The 25,869-nt window shown below is 72.0% G+C and carries 24 protein-coding genes and 1 pseudogene; 13 read left to right on the top strand and 12 right to left on the bottom strand.

Annotated features, from left to right (window positions below; genetic code table 11):
• Positions 1-155: 155 nt before the first annotated feature.
• A complete protein-coding gene (locus ACWDAK_RS03500) occupies positions 156-668 on the bottom strand; it encodes a mycothiol transferase (RefSeq protein ID WP_344634534.1) in 513 nt (170 codons plus the stop codon).
• A 215-nt stretch (positions 669-883) separates the two neighbouring features.
• Here ACWDAK_RS03500 and ACWDAK_RS03505 point away from each other — a divergent pair, with 215 nt between their 5' ends.
• The 3 genes from ACWDAK_RS03505 (at position 884) to ACWDAK_RS03515 (ending at position 3,104) form a co-directional block, all read left to right on the top strand.
• Complete coding sequence (locus ACWDAK_RS03505) at positions 884-1,591, top strand: RraA family protein (protein WP_344634535.1); 708 nt, start codon at positions 884-886, stop codon at positions 1,589-1,591.
• 260 nt (positions 1,592-1,851) lie between these two features.
• Positions 1,852-2,250 (top strand): peptidase inhibitor family I36 protein, encoded by a 399-nt coding sequence (locus ACWDAK_RS03510; protein ID WP_344634536.1) that lies wholly within the window; start codon positions 1,852-1,854, stop codon positions 2,248-2,250.
• Between the two features lie 242 nt (positions 2,251-2,492).
• Complete coding sequence (locus ACWDAK_RS03515) at positions 2,493-3,104, top strand: VC0807 family protein (protein WP_344634537.1); 612 nt, start codon at positions 2,493-2,495, stop codon at positions 3,102-3,104.
• A 32-nt stretch (positions 3,105-3,136) separates the two neighbouring features.
• On the opposite strand, the gene ACWDAK_RS03520 is transcribed toward ACWDAK_RS03515, so the two are convergent.
• Together ACWDAK_RS03520 and ACWDAK_RS03525 are read right to left on the bottom strand one after the other, a co-directional pair.
• Complete coding sequence (locus tag ACWDAK_RS03520; protein ID WP_344634538.1) at positions 3,137-3,976, bottom strand: poly-gamma-glutamate hydrolase family protein; 840 nt, start codon at positions 3,974-3,976, stop codon at positions 3,137-3,139.
• Positions 3,977-4,032: 56 nt separating this feature from the next.
• Positions 4,033-4,290 (bottom strand): hypothetical protein, encoded by a 258-nt coding sequence (locus ACWDAK_RS03525; RefSeq protein WP_427394358.1) that lies wholly within the window; start codon positions 4,288-4,290, stop codon positions 4,033-4,035.
• Here ACWDAK_RS03525 and ACWDAK_RS03530 point away from each other — a divergent pair, their 5' ends adjacent.
• Entirely contained in the window at positions 4,291-4,527 is a 237-nt protein-coding gene (locus tag ACWDAK_RS03530) for a TetR/AcrR family transcriptional regulator C-terminal domain-containing protein (protein WP_427394359.1), read from the top strand. It abuts the gene before it with no gap.
• A gap of 79 nt (positions 4,528-4,606) precedes the next feature.
• On the opposite strand, the gene ACWDAK_RS03535 is transcribed toward ACWDAK_RS03530, so the two are convergent.
• From ACWDAK_RS03535 to dacB, 5 genes are all read right to left on the bottom strand, one after another.
• The gene (locus ACWDAK_RS03535) at positions 4,607-5,980 is read right to left on the bottom strand and encodes a M20/M25/M40 family metallo-hydrolase (RefSeq protein WP_427394360.1); all 1,374 of its coding nucleotides are present in this window, start codon (positions 5,978-5,980) and stop codon (positions 4,607-4,609) included.
• A gap of 45 nt (positions 5,981-6,025) precedes the next feature.
• The gene (locus ACWDAK_RS03540) at positions 6,026-6,970 is read right to left on the bottom strand and encodes an ABC transporter permease (RefSeq protein ID WP_427394361.1); all 945 of its coding nucleotides are present in this window, start codon (positions 6,968-6,970) and stop codon (positions 6,026-6,028) included.
• Complete coding sequence (locus ACWDAK_RS03545; RefSeq protein ID WP_427394362.1) at positions 6,963-7,889, bottom strand: ABC transporter permease; 927 nt, start codon at positions 7,887-7,889, stop codon at positions 6,963-6,965. Before ACWDAK_RS03545 ends, ACWDAK_RS03540 begins: the two co-directional genes overlap by 8 nt.
• Positions 7,890-7,946: 57 nt before the next feature.
• Positions 7,947-9,572, bottom strand: coding sequence for a peptide ABC transporter substrate-binding protein (locus ACWDAK_RS03550; protein ID WP_344634542.1), 1,626 nt, complete (start codon positions 9,570-9,572; stop codon positions 7,947-7,949).
• Positions 9,573-9,690: 118 nt separating this feature from the next.
• On the bottom strand, positions 9,691-11,229 hold the full coding sequence (gene dacB, locus ACWDAK_RS03555; protein ID WP_427394363.1) for a D-alanyl-D-alanine carboxypeptidase/D-alanyl-D-alanine endopeptidase: 1,539 nt from the start codon (positions 11,227-11,229) through the stop codon (positions 9,691-9,693).
• Between the two features lie 209 nt (positions 11,230-11,438).
• Here dacB and ACWDAK_RS03560 point away from each other — a divergent pair, with 209 nt between their 5' ends.
• A complete protein-coding gene (locus tag ACWDAK_RS03560; protein WP_427394364.1) occupies positions 11,439-12,008 on the top strand; it encodes an LppU/SCO3897 family protein in 570 nt (189 codons plus the stop codon).
• A 61-nt stretch (positions 12,009-12,069) separates the two neighbouring features.
• Positions 12,070-13,035, top strand: a complete 966-nt coding sequence (locus ACWDAK_RS03565) for an LppU/SCO3897 family protein (RefSeq protein WP_344634545.1) — start codon at positions 12,070-12,072, stop codon at positions 13,033-13,035.
• Positions 13,036-13,124: 89 nt separating this feature from the next.
• Here the strand turns inward: ACWDAK_RS03565 and ACWDAK_RS03570 are convergent, their stop codons facing one another.
• Positions 13,125-14,831, bottom strand: coding sequence for a flavin monoamine oxidase family protein (locus tag ACWDAK_RS03570; protein WP_344634546.1), 1,707 nt, complete (start codon positions 14,829-14,831; stop codon positions 13,125-13,127).
• Between the two features lie 777 nt (positions 14,832-15,608).
• On the opposite strand from ACWDAK_RS03570, the gene ACWDAK_RS03575 reads away from it, so the two are divergent.
• The 7 genes and pseudogenes from ACWDAK_RS03575 (at position 15,609) to ACWDAK_RS03605 (ending at position 21,672) form a co-directional block, all read left to right on the top strand.
• Positions 15,609-16,814: a cytochrome P450 gene (locus tag ACWDAK_RS03575; RefSeq protein ID WP_427394365.1), complete on the top strand. Its 1,206-nt coding sequence runs from the start codon at positions 15,609-15,611 to the stop codon at positions 16,812-16,814.
• Between the two features lie 331 nt (positions 16,815-17,145).
• Positions 17,146-18,201 carry a type III polyketide synthase gene (locus tag ACWDAK_RS03580; protein WP_344634548.1) on the top strand — a complete coding sequence of 352 codons (1,056 nt, stop codon included), beginning with the start codon at positions 17,146-17,148 and terminating at the stop codon, positions 18,199-18,201.
• A 213-nt stretch (positions 18,202-18,414) separates the two neighbouring features.
• Positions 18,415-19,416 carry a DUF1259 domain-containing protein gene (locus ACWDAK_RS03585; protein WP_427394366.1) on the top strand — a complete coding sequence of 334 codons (1,002 nt, stop codon included), beginning with the start codon at positions 18,415-18,417 and terminating at the stop codon, positions 19,414-19,416.
• Positions 19,417-19,647: 231 nt separating this feature from the next.
• Complete coding sequence (locus ACWDAK_RS03590; protein WP_344634550.1) at positions 19,648-20,235, top strand: PadR family transcriptional regulator; 588 nt, start codon at positions 19,648-19,650, stop codon at positions 20,233-20,235.
• Positions 20,228-20,629 (top strand): annotated as a pseudogene (locus tag ACWDAK_RS03595) (FAD-dependent monooxygenase); the annotation flags it as partial. The gene ACWDAK_RS03590 and the pseudogene ACWDAK_RS03595, both read left to right, overlap by 8 nt.
• Before the next feature lie 40 nt (positions 20,630-20,669).
• Positions 20,670-20,786: a hypothetical protein gene (locus ACWDAK_RS03600; protein ID WP_344634551.1), complete on the top strand. Its 117-nt coding sequence runs from the start codon at positions 20,670-20,672 to the stop codon at positions 20,784-20,786.
• A 118-nt stretch (positions 20,787-20,904) separates the two neighbouring features.
• Positions 20,905-21,672: a VOC family protein gene (locus ACWDAK_RS03605; RefSeq protein ID WP_344634552.1), complete on the top strand. Its 768-nt coding sequence runs from the start codon at positions 20,905-20,907 to the stop codon at positions 21,670-21,672.
• 53 nt (positions 21,673-21,725) lie between these two features.
• Here the strand turns inward: ACWDAK_RS03605 and ACWDAK_RS03610 are convergent, their stop codons facing one another.
• Genes ACWDAK_RS03610 through ACWDAK_RS03620 form a run of 3 tightly spaced genes read right to left on the bottom strand, consistent with a single transcriptional unit; the run spans position 21,726 to position 25,799 of the window.
• On the bottom strand, positions 21,726-22,508 hold the full coding sequence (locus ACWDAK_RS03610; protein ID WP_344634553.1) for an arylamine N-acetyltransferase family protein: 783 nt from the start codon (positions 22,506-22,508) through the stop codon (positions 21,726-21,728).
• Complete coding sequence (locus ACWDAK_RS03615) at positions 22,501-24,075, bottom strand: MFS transporter (protein ID WP_427394367.1); 1,575 nt, start codon at positions 24,073-24,075, stop codon at positions 22,501-22,503. The genes ACWDAK_RS03610 and ACWDAK_RS03615 overlap by 8 nt, the downstream gene beginning before the upstream one ends.
• Positions 24,072-25,799 carry an IucA/IucC family protein gene (locus ACWDAK_RS03620; protein WP_344634745.1) on the bottom strand — a complete coding sequence of 576 codons (1,728 nt, stop codon included), beginning with the start codon at positions 25,797-25,799 and terminating at the stop codon, positions 24,072-24,074. The genes ACWDAK_RS03615 and ACWDAK_RS03620 overlap by 4 nt, the downstream gene beginning before the upstream one ends.
• Between the last annotated feature and the right edge of the window lie 70 nt (positions 25,800-25,869).

The following is a 25,869-nucleotide window of genomic DNA, read 5'->3' on the forward strand; positions in this document are numbered from 1 at the left end:
TCCGGCGTCTCCGGCGTCTCCGGCGTCTCCGGCGTCTCCGGCGTCTCCGGCGTCTCCGGCGTCTCCGGCGTCTCCGGCGTCTCCGGCGTCTCCGGCGTCTCCGGCGAGGAGCATCCCATCCCGGTGCCCCGCTGTCGCCGGTCCCGGCGCCGCCGCTACTGCCGGCGCACCAGGCCGCGCAGGTACGCCGCCTGGCCGGCGTGCTGCAGACCGTCGGAGATCACGCTCACCAGCCGCACGGCCAGGGTGACCGGCGGGGTCCAGCTCTCGTCCACCACCCGGCGCAGGTCCGCGTCGCGCAGCCCGTCGACGAAGGCGATGGTGCGCTCGTGCACGGCGTCGTGGTAGTCGGTCAGCAGCTTGCGGGAGTTGACGCGTACGGCGGCCACCTCGTCGGCGCTCTGGCCGTAGCCGGTTGCCGACGCGGGGAAGGGCAGCCCGAACCGGTCGTACCAGCCGTCGGCGGTCCACAGCTGATCGGTTCCGGCGGCGTCGGCGACGTGGTCGTCCTGAATCCTCGTCAGATGCCAGATCAACCAGGCGATCGTGTTGGAGTGCTCGTCCGGGCGCACGGTCAGCTGAGCGGCGGCGAGACCCTTGACCGCTTCGTGGACGGTCTCGTTCACTCGGTTGAACGCATCGGCCAACAGGTCCGTCGCACTGGTCATCCGGGCCTCCGTACTCGGTGCTGGGCACCGCCGTCCGACGGTGCGACGCTCCGATTGTGCCGCTCCGACAAGTCGGTGCAGCGCAATGACGGTGCGGAGTCGACACGGCGTGCCCTGCGGAGAACGCCGTTCCGGAAAAGGCGATTCCATGCGGCCGGGCCGCCCCGCACAATGGGGTCCGAGCGGCACGACGGAACGGCGGGAGGACCCCCGGCATGGACCACCAGGAACTCCGGCAGCGATTCGCGGCACTGACGACCGCTCATGTGGCGGACGCCTGCATCCGCGCTCGGCTCCCCGTTCGCTGCGCACCCGCGGGGCTGCACGCCGCGGTGCCCGGCGGCCGGGTCTTCGGGCGGGCGTGTCCGACGCGGCATGTCGGCAGCGTCGACATCTTCCTGGAGGCCTTCGAGGGGGCGGCACCCGGTGACGTGCTGGTCGTCGACAACGGCGGCCGGCTCGACGAGGCGTGCGTCGGCGATCTCGTGGTGCTGGAGGCCCGGACCGCCGGGCTGGGCGGAATCGTGATCTGGGGGCTGCACCGCGACACCGCCGACCTCCGCGCGCTCGGGCTGCCGGTCTTCAGTCTGGGCGCGATCCCGACCGGGCCGCAGCGCCTCGACGAGCGGCCCGAGGACGCACTGGAATCCGCCACCGTCGGTGAGTGGACGGTGAGTTGTGACGACCTGGTCCTCGGTGATGACGACGGCGTGCTCTTCGTACCGGCCACCCGCGCCGAGGAGCTCCTCACCCTCGCGGAGTCGATCCGCGACACCGAGCGCCGCCAGGCCGAACGGATCCACGCGGGCACCTCCCTGCGCAGCCAGGTCGGGTTCGACGCCTACCTCTCCGCGCGCCGGGACGACCGGTCACTGACCTTCCGCGACCACCTGCGGTCCGTGGGCGGGGCGATCGAGGAGTGAACTGACGTACCGCCAGTCATCGTAGGTCGGGGGTTCGGGCGAGCGGGGTCTCATCGATGGGCGCCCGAACGCGCCCTCGCGCGGGGCCACTCAAGCATGCGCCCGCGCGCAGGCCCCCGGCGGTCGGACTGAGGCATACGCCCCTGGCATCCCGCTCCGCGCGCCGTTGGTGTACGCCCTTTCGGTGGCCGCCGCCACCCAGCAGACTCGACGGCGCCGCCGGGCCCCTCCCGGCCGTCGATCAGAAAGGGACAGCCGCCATGCGCCGTACCGCCAAGCTCGCCGTCACCCTGACCACCTTGCTCGCCGCCCTGAGTGCCGGGCCCGCCGCCACCGCCGCCACCGAGCCCGGACCGGCCACCGCCACGTCCCGCGGCCTCTCCTCGTTCAGCTGCGATCCCGGGCACTTCTGCATCTACAGCGACTGGAGCGGGGGCGGAACCCGGTGCCAGTGGACGGAGAGCAGGAATCCGAACACCGCGGACGACTGCTCGTTCATCCGGAAGGGCTGGCCGGTCCGCTCGGTCTGGAACGGCACCGGGCATCGCGTGCAGTACTACACCCAGACCAACTACAAGGCGCGCGTGGGATCCACCGCCGCCGGGAGCGGCGGAAACCTGATGGGCAACTACCAGATCCGCTCCTTCCAGCCCCAGTAACCGCCCCGCACACCGTGGCGGCCGTACGGAGCCCGACCCCCTGCGGCCGCCCGCGCGCCGTTCCCGGACCGCGGGCCCGGCGGGCAGCACCCTGGTGCAAACCGGTCGACGGTACCCCGAGACCGGACACCCACGGCGGCCCGTCTCCCACCACGGGTGGAGAGTCCGGCGGCCGCTTCTCCACGCACCTCTCCCCCCGTCGGCCGATCCCGCCCGCCGGGCCCGTTCCTAGCCTTTCGGTCATGACAACTCAGCAGACCGTCATCGGCACCGGCACCGAAACCGCCACCAGGGCCAGGATCATCGGACTGGCCTGCGATCTCGGGCTCTCGCCCGCCGTCTTCTACGGCACCCAGGCCGCCGGGTGCACGGTCACCACCTCGCTGTTCGCCGCCGCCGGAGCCGCCGGCACCCGGCTGCTCCGGACGTCCGTGCGCAGTCGGCGGGTCGACGCGCCGGCCGGCCTGATGCTCGGCACCTACGCGCTGATGCTGGTCATCGCGCTGCTGGCCCGGGACGAGCGGATGCTGCTCGCCCGCGACCCGGCCACAAGCGGACTGACCGGGCTGGTGTTCCTCGCCAGCTGCGGCACCCGTACGCCCGCGCTCGGCTACCTCACGCGGCGCATGCACCCGGGCCGCGCACCGGACCCTCCTCGGGTGCGGCGCGCGGTACGACTGCAGACCGCGGTGTGGGGCGCCGCGCTGACCGCCGAGGCCGTGATCCGGCTGGCACTGCTCTGGACCCTGCCGATGACGGCGGTGGCCGGACTGTCCACCGGGGTGGAACTGGCCGTCGTCGCGGTGCTGCTGGCATGGACGGTGTGGTACCGGCGGCGGCTGCGGACCGTCTGAGGACGGGCGGCGACACGGTGTGCCGCCCCCGGTCAGAGGACCCGCTGCCCGGCCTCGACCCGCTCGACGGCGGTACGCACCGCGTGCACGAAGGACCAGAACAGCGGCAGGGTGTTGGCGGCCCGTCCGACCAGGTTGTTCCTTCCGTCCGCGAACATCGCGGCGCGCAGCTCGGTGGTGATCTCCAGCTGGGCACCCATACCGAGCAGGGTGCGGTTGCAGATGTTCTCCGGGGAGAGGCCGGCGATCTCCTCGTCCCCCGAGGCCGCCACCGCCCGGATGCCGGCCGCGGTGAACTCGTCCATCAGATGCTGCCGCAGGGTGGCGTTGAGCCCGCCCACCAGCACCACCGCGGCCCCGGCCGGCAGGCCCGCCCGGGCGGGCGTACAACCGTGCAGCGAGACCACGTTGAGGCTTCCTGCGCAGAGCGATCGGGCGATGGTGTCGTCGCAGTGTGTCGAGGTGACGTGCAGTGCGCTGTTCCCGGTGGCGCGCAGGCCCTCGAACATCCAGTAGTCGTGCAGCGGTCCGGCGGCCGTGGTGGTGGAGGCCGGCTCCGCCGGGTGGTATCCCGCTATCGCCAGGCAGAGTTCGGAGGTGCCGCCCTCGATACCGCCGCCGTGCGGGGCGATCACGGCGGTCCGTACGAGGGCCGAACGCCCGGACGAACCGGTGTCGTCGATCGGATGTCGCCGGTAGCGCCGGCGGTAGTCCACGCCCTCCACCAGTGCTATGTCCGCGTAGAGGGCGGTGTTGGAGGCGTAGGTGTCGCCTGCGGCCCTGGCCGGAGAGCTTCCCACGACACCGGATGCCGTGCTCAGAACCGGTGCCGTCGCCAGCGCCGTGATCAGTGTGCGGCGATTGAGGATCATGTACAACGAGCATGGCAGGGGCAGACCCTTCTGACAATCAGGTTCACCGGCGAGCCCTAGTCGGACAGCGCCACGGTGCTGACCTGCCTGCCCGCCTTGAGCATCAGCCCCAGCAGGAACTTCCGGTTCAGCAGCCCGTTGCGGATCCGCAGACCGGCCGCCCCGGGAGCGAGGAACCTCCCGGTCCGCTCGCCGCCCTTCTGGCAGCCCCTGGCGTAGTCGCGCAGCAGCCGCTCGTACCGGGTGAACGCGGCGCGGTGGTCACCACCGGAGCAGGCAAGTTCACCGGCCAGTACGTAGGCGGCCACAATCATGTGCGCGGCATCGTTCAGCAGAGCCGAGCGGCGGGCGCGGCGAGCGGGCCGGAGGCGCAGTTCCTCGCCCCGCTCGCCGAGTTGATGCGGACCCACGGCGCGGACTACCCCGCGATGACGGCCGCGCTGGCCTCCACCGCCGAGACCGGCGGGCAGGACCAGGCGCTGGACTTCGGCCTGGACCGGATCCTCGACGGACTGGGCGCCCTGATCGCACAGCGTGCGGACCGGGCCTGACCTCCGGTCGCGACGCCGCGGGGGCGGTCGCCGACCGCGTGATCGGCCCCGCCCCCGCGACCGACCGCCCGCCCAGGGGTCAGTAGGCCCTCAGGAAGCGGTCCAGGACGCGGAGCCCGAAGCCGAGGCCCGCCACCGGGACCCGTTCGTCGACGCCGTGGAACATCCGCTGGTAGTGCAGGGTGGCGTCGAGACGCAGCGGCGCGAAGCCGTAGCAGTCGATGCCCAGCTGGGAGAAGGTCTTGGCGTCGGTCCCGCCGGACATCAGGTACGGGACGGGGTGCCCGGCGGGGTCCTCGGCCCGCAGTGCGGCGGCCATCGCGGCGAAGGCCGGGCCGGTGTGGTCGCCGGTGGCGGCGTCCTCCAGGTTGATGAACTCACGTGTCACCCGGGGTCCGAGGAGTTCCGCCACGGTGGCCAGGTACTCCTCCCGGGTGCCGGGCAGGAAGCGGCCGTCCACCAGCGCCCGGGCGGTGCCCGGCATCACGTTGATCTTGTGGCCGGCCTGCAGGACGGTGGGGTTGGCGGAGTTGCGGACGGTGGGGGCGAAGAGGTCGCCGGCCCGGCCGAGGCGGGCGGCCTCGGCTTCCAGCCGGTCGCGGTCGATGGTGGTGCCCAGGATGCGTTCGAGCTCGCCGAGCAGGGCCTCGACCGGCGGGATCAGCCGGGTGGGCCAGGGGTGGGCGGCCAGCCGGGACAGGGCGTGGACCAGGGTGGCGACGGCGTTGTCGGCGGCGGCCCTGGAGCCGTGCCCGGCGGGGCCGGTGGCGGTGAGCTGCATCCAGGCCGTGCCGCGCTCGCCCAGCGCGATGGGGTAGAGCCGCAGTTCGGCGCCGTCCGCGCCGGGCTGCGGCCGGATCGGCACCGAGAAGCCCCCGGACTCCCCGATGGCCTCGGCGCAGTCCGCGAAGTGGTCGCGGTGCCGCGCGGCGACGAAGCGCGAGCCGAGCTCGCCGGTGGTCTCCTCGTCGGCGAGGAAGGCGAGCACCAGGTCCCGGCGCGGGCGGCGGCCGGTTCTGGCCCAGGAGCGCACCAGGGCGAGAGTGGTGGCGACGGCGCCCTTCATGTCCACCGCTCCCCGGCCCCACAGGCAGCCGTCGTGCAGTTCGCCGGAGAGCGGGTGCCGGGACCACTCGGCGGCGTCGAACGGCACGGTGTCCAGGTGCCCGTGGACGAGCAGCGCCGGGCGGCCCGAGGCGGTGCCCGGGACGCGCGCCAGCACGCTGGCCCGGCGCGGCGCCGACTCGGTGATCAGCGCTTCGATCCCGGCCTCGGCGAGCCGGGCCGCCACGTACTCGGCGGCGGCCCGCTCGCCCGGCCCGCTGTCGTCGCCGGGATTGGTGGTGTCGATCCGCAGCAGGTCCTGGCAGATCCGGACCACGTCGGCTCCGGCGTGTGCGTCGTCCGGGTGCGGGGTGTCTCCGAGGACCGAGGAGGGCGGGGTGACGGTCATCGACGTGCTTCTTTCGGGTGCGGTGGAAAGCCGGGCGAGGCAGGGTCAGCGCAGCTTCGGGTCGTAGGCGTCGCGGACCGCGTCGCCGATCAGGATGAAGCTCAGCACGGTCGCGGACAGGAACAGCGCCGGGAAGAGCAGCAGGTGCGGGAAGTCGAGGAAGTAGCTCTGCGCGGCGTTGAGTTGCAGCCCCCAGGAGAGCGCGGGGTACTGCAGTCCGACGCCGAGGAAGTCCAGGGTCGCCTCCCCGGAGATGACGTTCCCGATGTTGAGCATGGCCACCACCACGACCGGCGTCACGGCGTTGGGCAGGATGTGGCGGACCATCAGCCGTAACGGTCCCGCCCCGGTGGAGCGGGCGGCGTGCACGTAGTCGGCGTCCTTCAGCGCGATCACCTGGGCGCGCATCACCCGGGTCATGGTGGTCCAGCCGAGGCCGACCAGGACGAGTGTCATGGCGCCCAGTCCGTGTGAGGGGAAGGCGACCAGGATGACGGTGGCGCCGAGGACGAACGGCAGGCCGAAGAACACGTCGGTGACCCGGGACAGCAGGGAGTCGACCCAGCCGCCGTAGAAGCCCGCGAGCAGCCCGAGCAGCACGGACAGCAGCAGCGCGCCGCAGGTCACCGCCAGTCCGATGAGTAGCGACGGGCGGCTGCCCCGCACCACCTGGGCTAGGTAGTCGCAGCCCTGCAGGTCGAATCCGAAGGGGTGGTCGAGGCTGGGGCCGACCCGGGAGTCGGCGAGTTCGCAGCGTCCGCTGTCGTGGGTCAGCAGGGCGATGAACGGCCGGGGTACGGCGGCCATCAGGACGATCAGGAGCACCACGCCCGCGCAGAGGGCGACCAGCGGGCGGGAGCGCAGTTCGCGCCAGGCGTCGGAGGAGAGCGAGCCGGAGGCCTTCCGGCCGCGCGGCTCGGGCGGGGCGGCGGGCGGTGGCAGGACGTCGTCGACGCGGGGGGTGCCCGGGCTGTCGTCCAGGTCAGTCATGGCGGATCCTTGGGTCGAGTACGCCGTACAGGACGTCCACCACCAGGTTGGCCAGGCAGAAGACCAGGACCAGCACGGTGGTGATGCCCACCACCGTGGGCCCTTCCCGGAGCTGGATGGACTGGAACACCTGCTGGCCGATGCCGGGCAGGTTGAAGATGTACTCGGTGACGACGGCCCCGGCCATCAGCGAGCCCAGTTCGACGCCGAGGAAGGTCACCACCGGGACGAGCGAGTTGCGCAGGGTGTGCAGGACCACCACCCGGCGCCGGCTGAGGCCCTTGGCCTCGGCGGTGCGGACGTAGTCGGCGCGGAGGTTCTCCAGCAGCGAGGAGCGGGTGAGCCGGGCGACGTAGCCGACCCCGAACGAGGCCAGCACCAGCCCGGGCAGGACGTACGCGGCGGGCCAGCCGTCCTGGTCGCCGGAGACCGGGAACCAGCCGAGCCGGACGCCGAGGATCAGCTGGGCCAGGTAGCCGACGATGTAGACGGGTACGGCGATGGCCAGTGTTGTTCCGGCGAGGACGATCCGGTCCGCCCACCCGCCGCGGCGCAGTCCGGCCAGCACGCCGAGCGCGATGCCGAGCGCGGTCTCCAGGAACCAGGCGGTGAGCCCGAGCCGTACGGTCACCTGCCAGCGTCCGGCGAGGACGTCGGCGACCGGTTCGCCGGTGAAGGTCCGGCCGAGGTCCCCGGTGAGCAGCCCGCCGAGGTACTTGGCGTACTGGACGGCCAGCGGGTCGTCCAGGTGGTAGCGGCGGTGCAGTTCGGCGAGGACTGCGGGCGGGACCTGGCGGTCGCCGGCCAGGCCCTGGATCGGGTCGCCGGGCAGGACGAAGACGAGCGCGTGGATCAGGAAGGTGGTGGCCAGCAGTACGGGTAGGGCGTACAGCAGGCGGCGGGCGATGAACCGTCCCATCGGACCTCCGTTTCTGGTGTCTCGCTTCTCGTTCCGGCCCTCTCGGGGGCCGTGGCGTCAGTGGCGTACGGTCACCCTGTCCAGGTGCAACCCGGCGACGTACGGATCGGTCACGATGTTGCCGACCCGGCTGCTCCAGACGGACTGGTCCTGCCAGTTCCACAGCGGGATCAGCGGCAGTTCGGCGAGGGCGATGTCCTCGGCCTGCTGGTAGTAGGCGGTGCTCTGCTGCCGGGTCAGGGCGGCGTCGCCCTTCGCGAGCAGCTCGTCGAAGCGCGGGTTCCGCCAGCCCATGCGGTTGTCGTGGTTGTAGAGGCCGGCCAGGTAGTTCTGCATGCTGGGGTAGTCGATGACCCAGTTCTGCCGGTAGGGGCCGGTGGTCTTCCGGCTGTTGAGGATCGGGCCGAGGTCGGCGGCGGCCATCTTGCGGAAGGTGACGTCCCGGATGCCGAGGTTCTGGCGGAGTTCGTTGGCGACCGCGGTCATCCACTGTTCGTACGTGGGGTCGGAGTTGGCGAAGTAGAGCTCCATCGGTCCGCTGAATCCCCCGGCGCGGTCGAGGAGTTCCCTGGCCTTCACCGGCTGGTAGCCGCAGGTCTCGCCGCAGGCGCCCGCCCGGTGGCCCGGGATCATCGCGGCGACCACCGAGTCGGCCGGGATGTGCACCTCGTTGTAGATGGCTCGGGTGATGCCCCCGCGGTCGATGGCCATCGAAATGGCGCGGCGCACATCGGGGTTGGCGTAGCGGTGGTCCCACAGCGGCAGGCCGAGGTAGTCCATGGTGCCGCTGGGCCGGACCGAGTAGCGCTTGCCGAAGGTGCGCTTGGCCTCGTAGGCCCGGGCGGCCGGGACGGTGCTCATGAAGTCGAGGTGTCCGGCGCGCAGTTCGGTGAAGGCGGTGTCCTTGCTGGTGAAGATCCTGAAGTGCACGGCGTCGGCCGTCGCCGGGCGGGTGCCGGTGTAGGAGGCGGCGCGCACCAGGTCGATCCGCTGGTTGTGCTGCCAGTCGCCGTCCATCGCGAAGGGTCCGTTGCCGACCGGGTGCCGGTCGTAGCCGTCCGGGTCGGTGAACGCGGCCCTGGGCAGCGGTGCGAAGGCGGGGAAGGCCAGCAGCATCGGGAACTGGCTGAACGGGGCGGCGAGGGTGACCTGGAGGGTGGTCGGGTCCAGTACGCGCAGGCCGGAGAGGCGGTCGGTGGCGGGCCGCCGTCCGTCGGCGGGGTTGAGGGCGGCGTAGCCGTCGATCTGGGCGAAGTAGGAGTTGGCCTCCCAGCCGTTGGGCCCGTAGGCGGCGGCGTCCCAGGCGTCGGCGAAGCTCTGTGCGGTGACCGGTTCGCCGTTGTGGAAGGTCGCCCCGGGGCGGAACCTGAGGGTCCAGACCCGCTGGTCGGGAGACTGCACCGAGGTCGCGGCCTGCGGGATGACGTGGCCGTCGCCCGGGTCGAGGGCGACCGGGGTGTCGAACAGGCCCTGGAGGACCTGGAGTGCGTAACTGCTGGTGGTCCGGCCGGGGGTGAGGTGGTCGGGCTCGGTGAGGCCGACCGAGAACGCGCCGCCGGGCACCTGCGGGACCGGGCTGTCGTCGCCCTCCCCGGCGCGGGTGCACGCGGGCACCGCGAGCAGGACCAGTGCTGCCAGCAGGGCTGCGGTGCGGACGGACCGGTGGTGCGGCATCGTCGTCATGGGAATCCGTTCCGGGTGAGAACAGCCGCGGGGTGGACGGGTACGTGAACGACCGGGCACTTCGGTGGAGCACTTCCCACCCGCCGGCCGTACGACTCACCTGCGGGGCGGCGACGGGTCAGTCCCAGCCGTGGGGAGCGCGGCCGGGGTGCCCACCTGCAGCCGCCCGGGTGCGGTCGCCGAGCAGGCGCAGGACGAAGGCGTCGATGACCGGGCGGGGGCCGGCGCCGGCGAAGTTGTTCAGCAGGACGGTGAAGACCAGCCGGTGCCCGTCCGGGCGGTCCAGGTAGCCGGCCAGCGCGTCGACCCCGGTCATCGAGCCGGTCTTGGCGTGGAGCCGGCCCTGGGCCGCGGTGCCGCGCAGCCGGCCGGCGAGGGTGCCGCCGACCATCCGGCGCGGGTCACCGGCCACCGGCAGTGCGTCGTACCAGGTGCTGAACCAGGGTCGGCTGCGGGCGAACTCCAGCAGCTGGCAGAGCCGTTGTGTGGTCATCAGGTTGTGCCGGGACAGACCCGAGCCGTCGGCCTGACGGGCGGGGGTGACGTCCAGTCCGTTGCGGTGGACGAAGGCGGTGATCTGGTCGAGCCCGGCGGACCAGCTGCCTGATCCCGCCCTCACCCGGCCGATCTCCTTGACCAGGTGCTCGGCGATGCCGTTGTTGCTGAGCTTGAGGAACGGCACCAGCAGCGCGGACAGCGGCGCCGAGTCGTGGTGCGCGAGGACCGCGGCGTCCGCCGGAGCACGGCCCGCCCGTACCTGGCCCCGTACGGTCACTCCGTGGCGCGCGAGGGCGGCGGCGAAGACCGTGGCGGAAACCTCGGCCGGGTTCTCCACGGCGACCCACTCCTCACTGGTGCCGCCGTCGGACGGGACGCTGCCGGTGAGGACGAGGTCGTTGGTCCCGGGCTGCCTGCCCACGTCCACGCTGCGCTCGCTGCCCGCCGAGCCGGTGTCGATCCGGCCGCTCAGCCGTACCGGGGCCTCCTGAGGGGTGAGCCGCACCGCGGCGGGCAGGCCGGCCTGCCCGCCGGGCGTCAGGGTGAGCCGGACGGTGCCCGGGTCGTAGTCGGTGTCGGTCGCCAGCGTGAGTGCTGAGATCTGCGGGCTGTAGTAGGCGGCCTGGTCGTCCCAGGCCCAGTTGGGGCCGAGCGGCACGCCGTCGTAGCGGGAGGCGTCGGCCAGCAGGGCGCCGGAGACGGTGGTGATGCCGGAGTCGGCCACCCCGTGGGCGAGCGTGTCCAGGTCGGCGGGCAGCAGGCTGGGGTCTCCCCCGCCGCGCAGGACCAGGTCGCCCTCCAGCGTGCTGCCGGCGTGACGGCCCGCCGCGAGCACGTCGGTGCCGAAGCGGTGGCCGGGTCCCAGCAGTTCGAGGGCGGCGGCCGCCGTGACGGTCTTGAGGGTGGAGGCGGGCAGCAGCAGCGCGCCGGGCGAGCGCCGGTAGAGCACCTGGCCGGTGGCGGTGTCGGTGACCAGGGCGGAGGCCTGGGCGCCGGTCAGTCGCTGGTCCTCGAACAGCCGGTCCAGGTCGGCGGAGAGCGATTCCGGTACCGTGGTGCGGGACCTGCCCTCGGCCAGCGGCCCCGAGCCGGTGAGCAGCAGGGCGGCGAGAACGGCGGCGAGCGGCACGCACAGCCGCCGTACCGGATGGCTACGCACAGGACCTCCACAAGGCGGGTGGGCGACCACCACCTTGGCGCCGGAAGGCCGCGGTCGCGGCTGGTGACACGCCCGCGGCCGGAATTCCCCCGTACGGAGCACGGCCCGTGGTCCGGGCCGCGAGGGTGCCCGTTCTGACTGACCAGCCGTCGAGTCGCTAAGGTACGTCAGCACTCTTGTCTAGCAGTCACCACATCGGGGGAAACACCGTGGCTACTCCGCCACCGCCCAATCCGTTCGGAGGCCCGCCACCCGGCGGCCCGACGGGCCCGTACGCCGCCCCGCCGGCCGCGCCCTTCGGGCAGCCGCAGCCAGGGGCGCAGCCGTACGGGCAGCCGCCGCAGCCGGGCCCGGGGGCACCGGGCTTCCCGCCGCCGCCCGGCACGTACCCGCCGCCCGCGCCGGCCGCCCAGGAGAAGCCGCGCACGGGGTGCGGGCTCTGGGTGCTGTGGGGTGCCGTCGGCCTGGTGGTCCTCGTGGCCATCATCGCGATCTTCGACAACAAACCGGAGAAGGCGCGCGTCGGCGAGTGCGTGACCAACCCCGGCAGGGGTGTGTTCGCCAAGGTCAACTGCTCCTCCGCCAATGCGGAGTTCGTCGTGACCAAGCACTACAGCGGCACCTCGACCCTCTCCTGCGTGCTCAGCAGCGCCGCCAGCAAGTCCTACAAGGGCACCAGCCGCGTGTTCGGCATCAGCAGGCACTACGTTCTGTGCCTCGGTCCCCACCGGCCCGGCGACCCGACCCCGTCGGTGACCAAGCCGCAGACCTTCCACTGAGCGGCGCTCCCGGCCCGCAGCACCAGCTTCCGCACCGTCACCAGCCAACAGGATCAGAAACTTGAGCTCGCCCTACCCGCCGTCCAACCCCTACAACTCCGCGCCCCCGCAGCCGGCTCCGGGCTACGCGCCGCCCCCGCCGCCCCCCGGCGGCTACGGCTACCCGGCCGCGCCCCCGCCGGCCGGCGGTTACGGCTACCCGGCCGCCCCGCCGCAGCCCGGCCCGTACGGCGCCCCGCCCCAGCAGCCGGCGCCGTACGGTGCGCCCGGCTTCGCCCCGCCGCCGCCCGGCGGGCTCACCTGCCGCTTCTGCGGCGGCTTCCCGGCCGTGGACGTCACCGTCCGGGGCCACCAGGGCATCATCGTGATCATGCGGTTCCTCCGCCAGCCCGGTCCGTACTGCCACACCTGTGGTATCGCGATGGTGCGTGACATGTCGGCCCGCTCGCTGGTGCAGGGCTGGTGGAGCTACTGCTCGGGCATCATCAACATCATCACGCTGCTGCGCAACCTGGGCGCCTACAACAAGATCAAGGCACTGCCGCCGGCCGCGCCCGGTCCGCTCGGGCCGCAGCTCAACCCGGGCGTTCCGCTGACCAAGCGTCCGGCGATGCTGATGTTGCTGTTCCCGATCCTGTCGTTCGCCCTCGTCTTCGCCCTGCTGCTGGTCGGCGCGCTCGCGGACAAGCACACCACGGACTACCACTACGGCGGCAGCGGCTCCAGCACCTCGTCCGGGGCCGACCCGCAGACCGGCGACTGCCTGCACAACGACGGGACCAGCTTCACTCCCAAGATGAAGGTGGTCGGCTGCTCCGACCCGACCGCCGAGTACAAGGTGGAGGCGCGGGTCAACGGCACCACCGACGACCACACCGCCTGCGAGGCCTACCCGGACGCCGAGAACACCTTCGTCCACATGGAGACCGGCAAGAACTACGTGCTCTGCCTGAAGTCCACCAAGCCCGCGGACGACGGCGGCGCCTCCTCCGCCCCTTCCGCGGCCGCTCCCTTCGGCAGCTCCTGACGGCCGGTGGCCCCGGCCGCCCTCCGGTCCGAGGACCGCGAGCGGTGGCCGGGGCCACGGCTTTCTTGGAGCGTGCCCGCCAAAGCGGGTCAGAACGTGCCCTGGGTGAGCGCCACGCTGTCCGGGACGGCGACCACCTCGGGGACGGTGAGCGGAATGAAGCCGAGGATCTGCTGGGTGACGAAGTGGGCCGACATCATGGCGCCCTCCTGCCAGCCCGGCAGCGGGGAGATCTGGTCGCCGGTGACGTAGAAGACGTCACCGCCCTCGGGCTGGAGCAGTTGCCGGTAGGCCTCTTCGTGGTCCGGGTTGCCCGGCTCCCAGTGGGCCCAACCGCCCAGCTGGTAGGGCACCTTGTGCCAGGCGATGGTGACGCCCTTGCTCGCCGGCACCAGGTCGTCGTTCTCGAACTCGGGGTGCAGCTGGATCGCACCCTCGCGGGCCAGCTCCAGCCGCTCGTTGACCGGCAGGTCGCCGAGCTCCTCGGCCTCGTCGCCGAAGTTGTAGGCGCCGGTCAGGGTGCCCTTCTCGGTGAAGTAGTCGTTGGAGGGGTACCACAGCTGGGTGATGTTGTGGGACGTCCAGCTGATGCCGCCGTAGATGCCCTCGAGGTCGTTGCCGCCGTCGAAACCGCCTTCCCAGAAGCGCTTGTTGGCCTGCCAGCCCACCTTGCAGGTCTTGTCGAACTCGACGACGTCGATCACGGCCTCGAACTCGTCCGAGAAGCCGTCCCGGCCGATCTGCTTGAGCGCCGGGATCGGGATGTTGCTCACGCAGTAGCGGGCCTCGGTCTCGTACGCCTCGCCGTCCTTCCAGTAGGTCACGGTGACCCCGGGCCCGTCCGGGTCGATCTCGATGTCGGTGACCTCGGCCTCCAGCAGGATCTCCGCACCGGCCAGCCTGGCCTCGCGGGCCAGCGCGTCGACGATCCTGTCCATGCCGCCCACCGGCTGGAACATCGTGGCCTGCCACAGGTAGTCCACCGGCTGGTAGAACCGGGCCCGCCAGAAGCCCGACTCCACCAGGTCCTCGAAGTCCAGCGGCGGCGCCGGCTCCGGGGCCGGCTCCTCGATCACCGGGTCGTACAGGTATCCGGAGCGGGTGGAGCCCTCGTACTTGCCGTTGGTGTCGAGCTTGCCGAACGCCCGCAGCAGGTCGCGCAGTTCACCGGTGAACCGGTCCTTGGCCGTCAGCGTCTCGGCCAGCTTCGCCGCGATGTACCCGCGGGTGTCGTTGGCCACCCGGCGGTTGGGCCAGGTCACCTCCAGCCCCGCCGGCCGGACCAGGTTGGCCGTGGTCTCCATGACGTACGGTTCGAGCGCCACCTTGAAGTCCCGACAGTACTTGAGCACCCGCCGGTGGTGGTACGGGATGCGGCCGGGGCCGAGGTTGAGGTACAGCCCGTCGTCGAAGCGGCAGGTGTGGGTGTGGACGATCTCGCCGGTCTCGTCGTCGATCTCGTAGAGCTTGTCGCCCTTGCGGGCGGTGCGGTTCCGCCCGCCGACCCGGTTCTGGGCCTCCAGGACGGTGCAGTCGAAGCCGAGCAGGCTCAGCTCGTACGCGGCGGTCAGGCCCGCGACGCCGGCGCCGAGGATCAGGACCTTCTCCCCCGGTCTCGGCGGCGGCGCGATCTCGAGCGGACCGGTCCACCCGGTCGCCGCCGGGCCCGTGCCGCCGATCATGGCCTGGTACAGCGCCTTCGCCGCGCCGCCCTGGGGCGTGGTCGCCGACGCGGACGGGCCGCTCCTCTTCCTGCTGGTCTTCTTGGCCGGCTTCCTGGCCTCTTTACTGGTCATCTGGGTGCCCTGTTCTGGTGGTGGTGTGGATCGTGACCCGGGTACCTTCGGCGGCCTGGCCGGCATATCGGCGGGGTGCCGTGACCGGTCCGTGCCGGCCACGAGCCGGGGCGGGCCGGCGGCGCTGCGACGGGAACGGACGGCGCTGGGCCGGGACGGGGGCGAGGGCGCGCGAGGACGGGGCCGCCGTCGGTGCCGGCGTACTGTCGATCTCCCGGACCGAGGACGCGCTGACGGCCCGAGGCGCGCCCACACCCGCGGACAGAACCCCGCACAGTCACACCCCTCATGAGGATCCGTATGCGAAGCCCGAAACTACCGGCCGCATCCCGGTTTCCCCCCGCACCACCCCATGCTCGAACGGGTGAATCCCCTCAACCAGCCGTGGCGGTACGGATGTTCCGTCCGCCGCCGGGAGCGGGGTGCGGACACACCAGGTGGATCCCATCCGGCATTTGTGAACAACCGTACTTCGCATGTCAGTTGGGGATCACGGAGAGCCGGCTGGGGGTCATCTGACCGCTCCGGGGAGAGATCATCGGCGGGTCCGTCCCGGGAGGCCCCGCCGTCCGGACGGCGGGGCCTCCCGGATGCACGTCCGTCCGCTCCGCCGGCACCGATCGGGACGCGGCCGCCGTCGGGCACTGATCAGCACGGATGAATTACCGGGGGTACCGGACCCCCTCCGGTGTGCCCGGCCGACCGATCGGGTACCGGTGCCAGGTCCACCCCGTCCGTCTCCCGATCCAGCCCGCACAGCCCAGACCGGAGATCCTCATGTCCACCGGAGCCAGCGCACGGAACTGCCCATTCGACTTCGCCGAGGCCCTCGAGTTCGACCCGACGCTCAGGGAGCTCATGAACGACGCACCAGTGTCCCGCATCCGCCTGCCCTACGGCGACGGCGAGGCCTGGCTGGTCACCGGCTACGAGGACGTGCGTACGGTGACCACCGACCGTCGGTTCAGCCGCCACGCCGTCATCGGCCGGGACTTCCCGCGGATGACCCCCGAGCCGATCGTCCAGGCCGAGGCGATCAACGTCATGGACCCGCCGGCCAGCAGCCGCCTGCGCAGCCTGGTGTCCAAGGGCTTCACGCCCGCCAACATCGAACGCATGCGGGTCCGCACCCAGCACGTGGTGAACGGCCTGCTGGACGCCATGACGGAGCACGGCACCCCGGCCGACCTCATGGAGCACATGGCCCACCCGCTGCCGCTGATCACCATCTGTGAGGTCCTGGAGATCCCCGAGCCCGACAGCGCACAGCTGCGTGCCCACGCCCGGACCATGATGAACGTCAGCCTGGAGAACAAGCCCGACGCGGTCCGGGCCAAGGCCGACCTGCGGGCGTACTTCGCCGACCTGACTGCGCAGCGGCGCAGGAACCCCGGCGAGGACCTGATCAGCGCGCTGGCCACGGCCCGTGACGGGGACGAGCTCCTCGACGACCAGGAACTCACCGTGATGGCCATGGTCCTGCTGATCACCGGCCAGGACACCACGACGTACGAGCTCGGCAACCTCTCCTACACCCTGCTCACCCGGCCCGACGTGCTGTCCGTGCTGCGCGAGCGGCCCGAGATGCTCCCGCAGGCGCTCCAGGAGATGCTGCGCTTCATTCCCTTCCGCAAGGGCGTCGGCATCCCGCGGGTCGCCCTGGAGGACGTCGAGCTGAGCGGGGTGACGATCCGGGCGGGCGACATCGTGCACGTCTCCTACCTGACCGCCAACCGGGACGGCGACAAGTTCGACCGGCCCGACGAGCTGGACCTGGACCGGACCAGTCCGCCGCACATGACGTTCGGCTGGGGCGCGCACCACTGCCTCGGTGCTCCGCTCGCCATCACCGAGCTCGAGGTCGCCTTCGGCACGCTGCTGGAGCGCTTCCCCCGGATCGCCCTGGCGAAGCCCGCCGAGGAGATCCAGTGGAACACCACGTCGATCTGGCGCTATCCCCTGGAGCTGCCGGTGACCTGGTGACGGAGGTCGCCACGGCCGGGGAACACGGCCGGAGGGGCTCCGGCGGCAGCACGTGTCGGCCCGCGCACCCGGTGGGTGTGCGGGCCGACGTGCGCGATCGCCCCGGTCCGCTTAGGCTGGGTTGACCTGGCCCGAGCCGACTCGTGGCCGGCAAGACCGCCCGCACAGCGAGCATCCGATCCTCAACTGTCGGCCCGTCTGCCTTCCCCTGGTGAGTCCCACCGCCGCGCCACCTCCGCGCGCCCGGTCCGCAGCGGCTGCCGTCGACTGGTGAATCCCCTCGATCCCCCGGGATCGCACCGGGAGCACCGCCCGTCAGGAGGAAATCCCCATGGCAGTTCTGTGCAAACCGGCGATTGCTGTCCCCGACCATGTCATCACCAACGAGGAGACCCTCGACCTGGCCCGGAGGCTCCATGGCGACCATCCGCAACTGGAGCTGGCGCTACGTCTGATCAAGAACACCGGAGTGCGGAAACGCCATCTGATCCAGCCGATCGAGGTGGTGCTGGAACACCCGGGCCTGGCCGAGCGGAGCCTCGTCTTCGAGGCGGAGTCCAAGGCGCGCGTCCCGGCCGTGGTGTCCAGAGCCCTCGACCAGGCCGAACTGGAGCCGCAGCAGATCGACTTGATCGTGTACGTGTCCTGCACCGGCTTCATGATGCCGTCGCTGACGGCCTGGCTGATCAACAAGATGGGTTTCCGGTCGGACACCCGGCAGCTGCCGATCGCCCAGCTCGGCTGTGCCGCCGGCGGTGCGGCCGTGAACCGGGCGCATGACTTCTGCGCTGCGTACCCCGACGCCAACGTGCTGATCGTGGCCTGCGAGTTCTGCTCGCTCTGCTACCAGCCCACCGACCTGGGCGTGGGATCGCTGCTGTCCAACGGTCTGTTCGGCGACGGAATCGCCGCCGCGGTGGTCCGGGGCGAGGGCGGCACCGGAATGCGCCTGGAGCGCAACGCCTCGTACCTCATCCCCAACACCGAGGACTGGATCTCATACGCGGTCCGCTCGACCGGCTTCCACTTCCAGCTGGACAAGCGGGTGCCGGGGACGATGGAGCCCCTCAGCCCGGCGCTGCGCGCACTGGCCGAGCAGCACCAGTGGAACGTCGGCAAGCTCGACTTCTACATCATCCACGCGGGCGGTCCCCGCATCCTGGACGACCTGAGCCACTTCCTGGAGGTGCCGTCCGAGGCGTTCCGCTTCAGCCGGGCCACCCTGACCGAGTACGGCAACATCGCCAGTGCGGTCGTGCTCGACGCGCTCGCCCGGATGTTCGACGAGCAGTCGGCCCTCGACGGCCACCACGGACTGCTGGCCGGCTTCGGCCCGGGCATCACCGCCGAGATGTCCCTGGGCAGCTGGACCGCTCCGGAGGGCTGAGCCCTGGCGCACCGCAGGCAGCGGAACACCGCTCCCGGGGGAGCGGGATGCCCCTCGACCGGGTGTCCCGCTCCCCCGAGCCGTGCCACCGTACGCATCTGACGCTCCATCACATCGCGCTGGTCGCTCCGGAGGGTCACCGGCGCCCCCACCGCCGTGGCTACGACGCGGGAGGTCGTTCCTGTGTTTGCATCGGCCCCTGGAGGTGTGCCCGTGACGACCGGAGACGACTACCGCGAGAAGCCCGCCCGGACCGGTGTACCACGACGCCGGCTGCTCACCACGGCCGGGCTGACCGTGGGCGGCCTGGGACTGGCCGCCTGCTCCGCATCGACCGACCACCACGACATGGGCAGGGGGCAGAAGCTCAGGCCGGTACCCACCAGCGAGGAGCACTGGAAGGACGTCGTCAAGGCACTCGGCCGGCCGGGGAACCTCATCCGCGGGACGTACCATCACACGCCGTTCCCGCGCGGGGACCTGCATCTGGTCTCCCGTGGCGTCCCCGTCAGCACGGGACTGGCACTGGGCTCGCACGCGTCCTTCGTCCGGTACGACGACGGCATGGTGATGCTGATGGGCGACCTGGTGGTGACCGAGGGCGAGCTGCAGGGGATGACCGATGCCCTGCAGGCCCAGGGCATCGCGCAGACCGCCATCCACAAGCACCTGCTGTCGCACACACCCGAGGTCTGGTGGACCCACGTCTGCGCCCACGGCCACGACGCCGGGGAACTGGCGCGCGGCCTGCGCGCCGCGCTCAACCACACCGCCACCCCGGCGCACGTCGCGGCCGCCGCTCCGCCCAAGCCGCTCGAACTGGACACCGCCGGAATCGACGCCGCGATGGGCGCCAAGGGTGCCAACAGCGGCGAGGTGTACACCACCGTGTTCGTCCGCCGCGAGACCATCGTCAACGACGGCCGCGTGCTTCCACCCGGCCTCGGAGCGACCTCGGCCTTCAACTTCCAGCCGCTGGGCGGGGGTCGGGCCGCACTCAACGGAGACCTCGTCATGGTCGCCGGCGAGGTCCAGCGGGTGCTCTCGGCGCTGCGGCACGGCGGGATCGAGATCATCGAACTCCACAACCACGGCCTGACGGACGAACCGCGCCTCTTCTTCACCCATGTCTGGGCGGTGGGCGACGCCGTCACACTGGCCAAGGCGGTCCGTCCCGCGCTCACCGCCACCAACGTCGCCGCGTCCTCCGCCTGAGCCCGGGCCGGCGGTTGCTCCCAGCCCCGGGCGTGACCCGGCAGTACCCCTGCTGCGCCGCCCGCCTTTCGACCGCGGGCGGGGAGGCGGACGATCGCGGTCGATACGGCGGCGGCCGAAAGCGGTAGCCGGTCCCCAGCGGTGGCGGCTACAGTCTTCGCAACAGGCAACTCGGATCCGAGTAATTGCTTCCTAGTAGTCGTTTCCGAGCCGAAGACCGTATGGAGTGAGATGACCGTCAAACGACCCGCGAACCCCATGGCCCTCGCGGTAATGGGCCTGCTGCTGGAGCAGCCCATGCACCCCCACGCCATGGCGATCACGCTGCGGGAGCGGCAGCTGGACCTGGCCTTCAAGCTGACCACCGGATCGCTGTACGACACGGTGCGGGCGCTGGCCCGCGACGGCTGGATCGAGGCGGCCGACACCGAGCAGGTGGGCGGCCGCCCGGCACGTACCGTCTACCGGCACACGCCGCAGGGGCAGCGGCATTTCACCGAGTGGCTGGACGAACTGATCCGCGAGCCGTCCCAGGAGTACCCGAGGTTCCTGTCCGCCATCAGCTACCTGGGCGCGCTGGGACGGCAGCGGGCGGCACAGGCGCTGCGCGAACGGGCGGCGGCGCTGGAGGTGCGGATCGCGGCGGGTGAGCGGGCGTACCGGGAGGCCAGGGAGCAACACAAGGCGCCCCGGCTGTTCGTGATCGAGGCCGAGTACGCGCAGGCGATGGCCCGGGCGGAGCTGCAGTGGGTGCTGCACACGGCCGAGGAGATCGAGCAGGGCGGCCTGGAGTGGCCGGAGGTCTCCCCCGATGCCTGAGACTCCTGTGACCGCGCCGGTCCCGGCCGGGCGGCCCCTGTCCGACGCGCCGTCGTCCGCCCCGTACTCGTCCGGAGCCGGCGAGGACGCCCAGGTGCTGGTGGCCGGCGCCGGGCCGGCGGGATTGATGCTGGCCTGCGAGCTGGGGCTGACCGGGGTTCGCACCCTGGTGCTCGAACGCCACCCGGCCCCGCCCGGCTACTGCCGCGGCTTCAACCTCAACGCCCGCAGCCTGGAGCTGCTGGACCTCCGGGGCCTCGCGGACCGCTTCCTGACCGAGGGCCCGACCGTGCCGGCCACCGCGTTCGCCGGTTCGGCCCAACTCGACCTGACCGCCATGCGCACCCGGCACCCGTACGTCCTGGGGATCCCGCAGACCCGGGTGGAGGAGCTGCTCGCCGAGGCTGGTCCGCCCGGACGGCCACGCCGCCTGGGTGGGCACACCGTCGGCGTCCCCCGCCGCCGCTGCCGCCGGGTTGCGTGCGGCGCTGGGTGACTGGTTCGGGCCGCAGCACCCGGTGGCACCGGTGCGAGCCGGGCTCGGCGGCTGACCCCTCGGCCCGGCGGGACGGTGCCGCCCAGCGGTTGCAGGGGGCCCGCGGCCGGGCCGACGCTGGCTGAGGGGCGCGAAGACGCGTCCCGGGAACCTCGGCGTTAAGGACGCAGGCCATGTCCAGGATCACCACTTACCGCGAGGGCGTCCCGTGCTGGACCGACCTCACGACGCCGGACGTCACCGCCGGCAAGCAGTACTACGGCGAGCTGTTCGGCTGGAAGTACGAGGACACCGGCGAGGCGGGCGGCGGTTATCAACTGGCCACCCTGCACGGCCTGCGCGTCGCCGGCATCGGTCCCCGGCAGCCCGGGGACCAGGCTCCGCCCAGGTGGACGGCCTACCTCGCGGCCGACGACGTCGACCAGGTCGCCACCAGGATCCGGGAGGCGGGCGGCACCGTGCTGATGGAGCCGACGGACGTGACGGACCAGGGCCGGATGGCGATGGCCGCCGACCCGGCGGGCGCGGCCTTCGGCCTCTGGCAGGGCAAGTCGCACGGCGGCTCCGGGCTCGCCAACGAGCCGGGCACCTTCACCTGGAACGAGAACCTGTCCACCGACCCGGCCACCGCCCGGTCCTTCTACCAGCAGGTCTTCGGGTACGAGTACGAGGCCATGCCGGACATGGACTACACCGTCGCCAAGGTGGCCGGGAACCCGGTCGGCGGCATCGGCGAGCAGCCGTCGGGTGTCCCGGCGGGCGCGCCGTCGTTCTGGAACACCTACTTCTCGGTGGCCGACACCGACCGGTGCTGCTCACGGGTGGTCGAGCTCGGCGGCCGGGTCGAGGTCGAGCCGTTCGACACCCCCTATGGCCGGGTGGCCGTCGTCCGGGACGACCTCGGCGCGGCCTTCTGCCTCATTTCCCAGCCGGAGAAGTAGCCTGCGGCAGCCGCACACCGCCCCGGGCGGAGCCGTCCGGGGCGGTGCGGCGGTCACTGCCCGGGGAGCGTCGGGATCCGGTCCAGTGCCAGGCCGAAGTGGTCCCGGTAGGCGGCGAGCAGCGCGGCCTCGGCGAGCTCCTCCTCTTGGCGCTCCCCCGCGACGGTGGTGACCAGGGTGCGACCGGAGAGCGTGATCCGGCCGTGCTCGGTGAGGCGGGAGCAGACCAGGGAGCGGCTGAAGTGCGACTTCGGGGAGGTGCGCTGCCACCAGCAGGTGGGCTCGAAGTCGGCCAGCACGCGCGGGCGTTGTTCGAGACGGTACTGCGGCTCGCCGTCCCGGTACACGTCCAGGTCCCCGGCGGCGGTCTCGGTGATCCGGAAGACGCCGCCGGGGTCGGCCTGGTCGTCCCGGCGGTCCAGCCGGAGCGGGAACTCGGTGTGCCGTCCGAACCCCACGTCCACCAGCCACGGTTCGGGGGTGTCGACCCGCAGCGCGAGGTGGTCGAAGGGCGGCCCGTACCCGCCGTTCTGGAAGACCCGCGCGGAGAGCAGGCTGACGGGGTAGCCCAGTTCGCTGAGCAACGCGGCGAAGGCGCCGTTGAGTTCGTAGCAGAAGCCACCGCGCCGCGCCACGGTCACCTTCTCGACCAGCGCCTTCGGCTCCAGCACGATGTCCTCGCCGAGATGGATGCTCAGGTTCTCGAACGGGACGCTGCGCAGGTGTCGTTGGTGCAGTTCACGGAGGGCGTCCGCATCCGGCCGGGACGGGCGGGTGGCACCGATGCGGTCGAGGTAGGCGTCGGCCGATGACGCGTCGATCCGGGTCTCACTCATGGATCTTTTCTGCCAGTCCGCGGGAAGCGTTGTCATCGGGCCGGGGACCTACGTCCTCGGGCGGTGGGACGGGGTGGACCACCCTTCCGGCGCTACGCAGCAGCACCGCCGCCAGGCAACCGCCGACCAGCACGGCGGCCGCGCCGAGGAGTTGGCTGGTGGAGATCCCGGCCGTGAAGGCCTCCAGGACGGCGGCGCGGTCCGCCTCCGTGCGGGCGGCCGCGAGTGCGGCCGGCAGGGAGCCGGCGCCCGCCGCGGCGGCGGGGAGCAGCGCGGCGAAGCGGGCGTTCAGGACGGCGCCCAGGGCGGCGACTCCGAGGCTGTTGCCGATCTCGGCCATGGTGCCGTCGACGCCGGCGCCGGCGCCCGCCCTGTCCGGGGGGATGGCGCTCATGACGGCCTCGACGATGGCCGGGTTGGCGAAGGCGCAGCCGGTGCCCATCAGGAGCAGGCCGAGCAGCAGCGGGCCGTAGCCGGCGGAGAGTGCGACGGCCACGAAGCCCCCCGCGAGCAGGCTCATGCCGGAGGCGATGGCGAGCGGGTGTCCCAGTCGGCCGACCACCCGGGCGGTGAGCCCGGTGGCGTTGAGGACGACCACGGTGAGTGCGAACGGCGCGAGGTGCAGTCCGGCCGCCAGCGGCGAGTAGCCGTGGACGAACTGGAGCTGCTGGGTGAGCAGGAAGAGCACCCCGGCGCTGCCGAAGGTGATCAGGACCACGCCCACCACCGCGCCGACGAAGCGGCGGTCCCGGAAGAAGTGCGGGTCCAGCATCGGGTGGCGGACGTGGTGTTCCCACCGTGCGAAGGCGGCGAGGACGAGCAGCCCGCCCGCCGCCGGCAGCAGCACCCGGGGCGAGGACCAGCCGGACTCCGGGCCCTGGGTGATCGCCAGGACCACCGCCGTCATGCCGACGGTGGACAGCAGTACGCCGAGCAGGTCGGGCGGACCGCCGCCGGGTGCCCTGGACTCGGGGACCAGCAGCCGCACCGCCAGGAGGGCGAACACCACCACCGGGAGGTTGGCCAGGAAGAGCGCACCCCAGTGGAAGTGGGCGAGCACCAGGCCGCCGATCGGCGGCCCGGCGGCGAAGCCGAGGGCGTTGACCGCGCCCCAGACGCCGATCGCCCGGGGGCGCTCCGCGGCATCGAAGACCTGGACCACCACGGCGAGGGTGGTGGTGAGCAGCAGTGCGCCGCCGATCCCCATGCCCGCCCGGGCAGCGGTCAACTGGCCGGTGGTGTCGGCGAGTCCGGCGGCCAGTGAGCCGGCGCCGAAGACCGTGAGGCCGGCCAGCAGCAGCCGTTTGCGGCCGTAGCGGTCGGCGGCGCTGCCCGCGGCGAGCAGCAGCCCCGACTGGACCAGGGAGTAGGCGTTGACGATCCACTGGACGTCGCTGGTGGTCGCGTCCAGGTCCCGGGTGAGCGAGGGGATCGCCACGTTCAGGACGGTGTTGTCGAGTACCGCCGCGAACTGGGCGAGGCAGATGACGGCGAGGATCGCCCACCGGGCCGGGGACCGGGTCTGTCCGGTCCCCGGCCCGGCGGTGGTGCCGGTGGTGAGCGTCACGGCGTCGGGGCGAACCGGGCGATGGGGTTGCGCAGGGTGCCGACCAGCTGGAGGGCGCCGGACGGGTCCGCGAGGTCCACCATCTGCTGGTTGTTGCGCAGTTGCAGCCGGTTGAGGCAGGAGAGCGGGAACTCCTCGGCGAACAGGTCGTACCTGGCGAGGCGGTCGGCGAGCTGCGGCACCGAGGCCCGGTAGTCGGCCGCGCACTCGGCGACGGTGCGCCAGAAGGTGTCCTCGTCCAGGGTGCCCCCATCCGCCAGGATGGCGTTGAGGTAGCGGAAGAAGCAGTCGAAGACGTCGGTGAAGACGGAGAGCAGCTTCATGTGCTCCGGGACGTCGGCCCTGATCCGCGCGACCTGCGGGGGCAGGTCGGCGTCCGGGTTCATCACCACGATCTCCTCGGCGATGTCCTTGAAGATCGCGCGCTGTACCGTGCCGTCGGCGTCGAGGACGAGGATGACGTTCTCGCCGTGTGGCATGAAGGCCAGGTCGTGGGCGTAGAAGCAGTGCAGCAGCGGCGTGAGGTAGGCGTCCAGGTAGCGGCGCAGCCACACCTCGGGGGCGAGGCCGGACTGTTCGATGAGCGCGGCGGCCAGCGAGCGGCCCTCGCGGTCGGTGTGCAGCAGGCTGGCCATGGTGGCCAGCCGCTGTCCGGGCCGCAGGCCCGCGACGGGACTCTCCCGCCAGAGCGCGGCGAGCATCTTGCGGTACGGGGAGTACCGGTCGGTGGCGGCCTCGAACTGGGGGTGGCGGTAGCCGATGGCGGCCCTTTCGCGGATCACCGTCAGCCTGGTGGCGCGCAGGACCTCGTCGCTGGCGATCAGTTCGGCGAGCCAGTCGTTGATGGCGGGGGTGGCCTCCATGTAGGCGGCCGAGAGTCCGCGCATGAAGCCCATGTTGAGGACCGAGAGGGCGGTCTTCACATAGTGCTTCGACGGGTCGGTGGTGTTGAAGAAGGTGCGGATGGACTGCTGGGCCAGGTACTCGTCGTCGCCGGGGCCGAGGCAGACGATCCGCCGCTGGGCGACCTCGGCGGCGAAGGTCACCGAGAGCTTGTTCCACCACTGCCAGGGGTGGACGGGCAGCAGGTGGTAGTCGGCGGGGTCGAGGCCGAGGGAGGCCATGGTGCCGGCGAAGCGGCCGAGCACTTCCTCGCCCAGCTCCTGCCTGACGAGGGTGTCGTAGTCGAGGTCGGCACAGGAGGTGAAGGTGGAGTGGTCGCGGTGGGCGGCGAGCCAGATCAGCCGGACCGGGCGGGCGGCCTCGGGCGCGTAGGCGTGGTACTCGTGGATGCCGAAGCCGATCCGGCCGTTGTTGGCGACGAAGCCCGGGTGGCCCTCGGTCATCCCGGTTTCGATCGCCTGGAAGCCGGCCTTGGCGAGTTCGGCGGCGCAGGTCTGCGGCTTGCCGAGCTTGTAGGCGCTGCCGGCGAGGGTGGAGGCGATCTCCTCCAGGTAGACCGGCAGGATCTGCGGGGTGAGGCCGAGGGTCTCCTGCAGCTCGATGATGAAGTCGGTTGCGTCGAGCGGGAGTTCGGCGCCTTCGCGGTTCCGGGTGATGCTTCCGGCGTCGATCTGCCAGTGGTCGAGGGAGAGCAGCCGGGCGGTGAAGCGGTACTCGACGGCGCCGTCGTCGCTGCGGACGCCGTACCGGCCGTCGGCCTGCTGCCGCGGGGTGAGCAGGCGCTCGTGGGCGAACTCGGCGAGCGCCTTGCGGACCAGCATCCGGTTGGCCAGGGCCCAGTGCTCCGGCGTCAGATGGGCGACGGCGTCGATCGGGCCCGGAGTGCGGGGG

The organism is Kitasatospora sp. NPDC001175 (assembly GCF_053598215.1).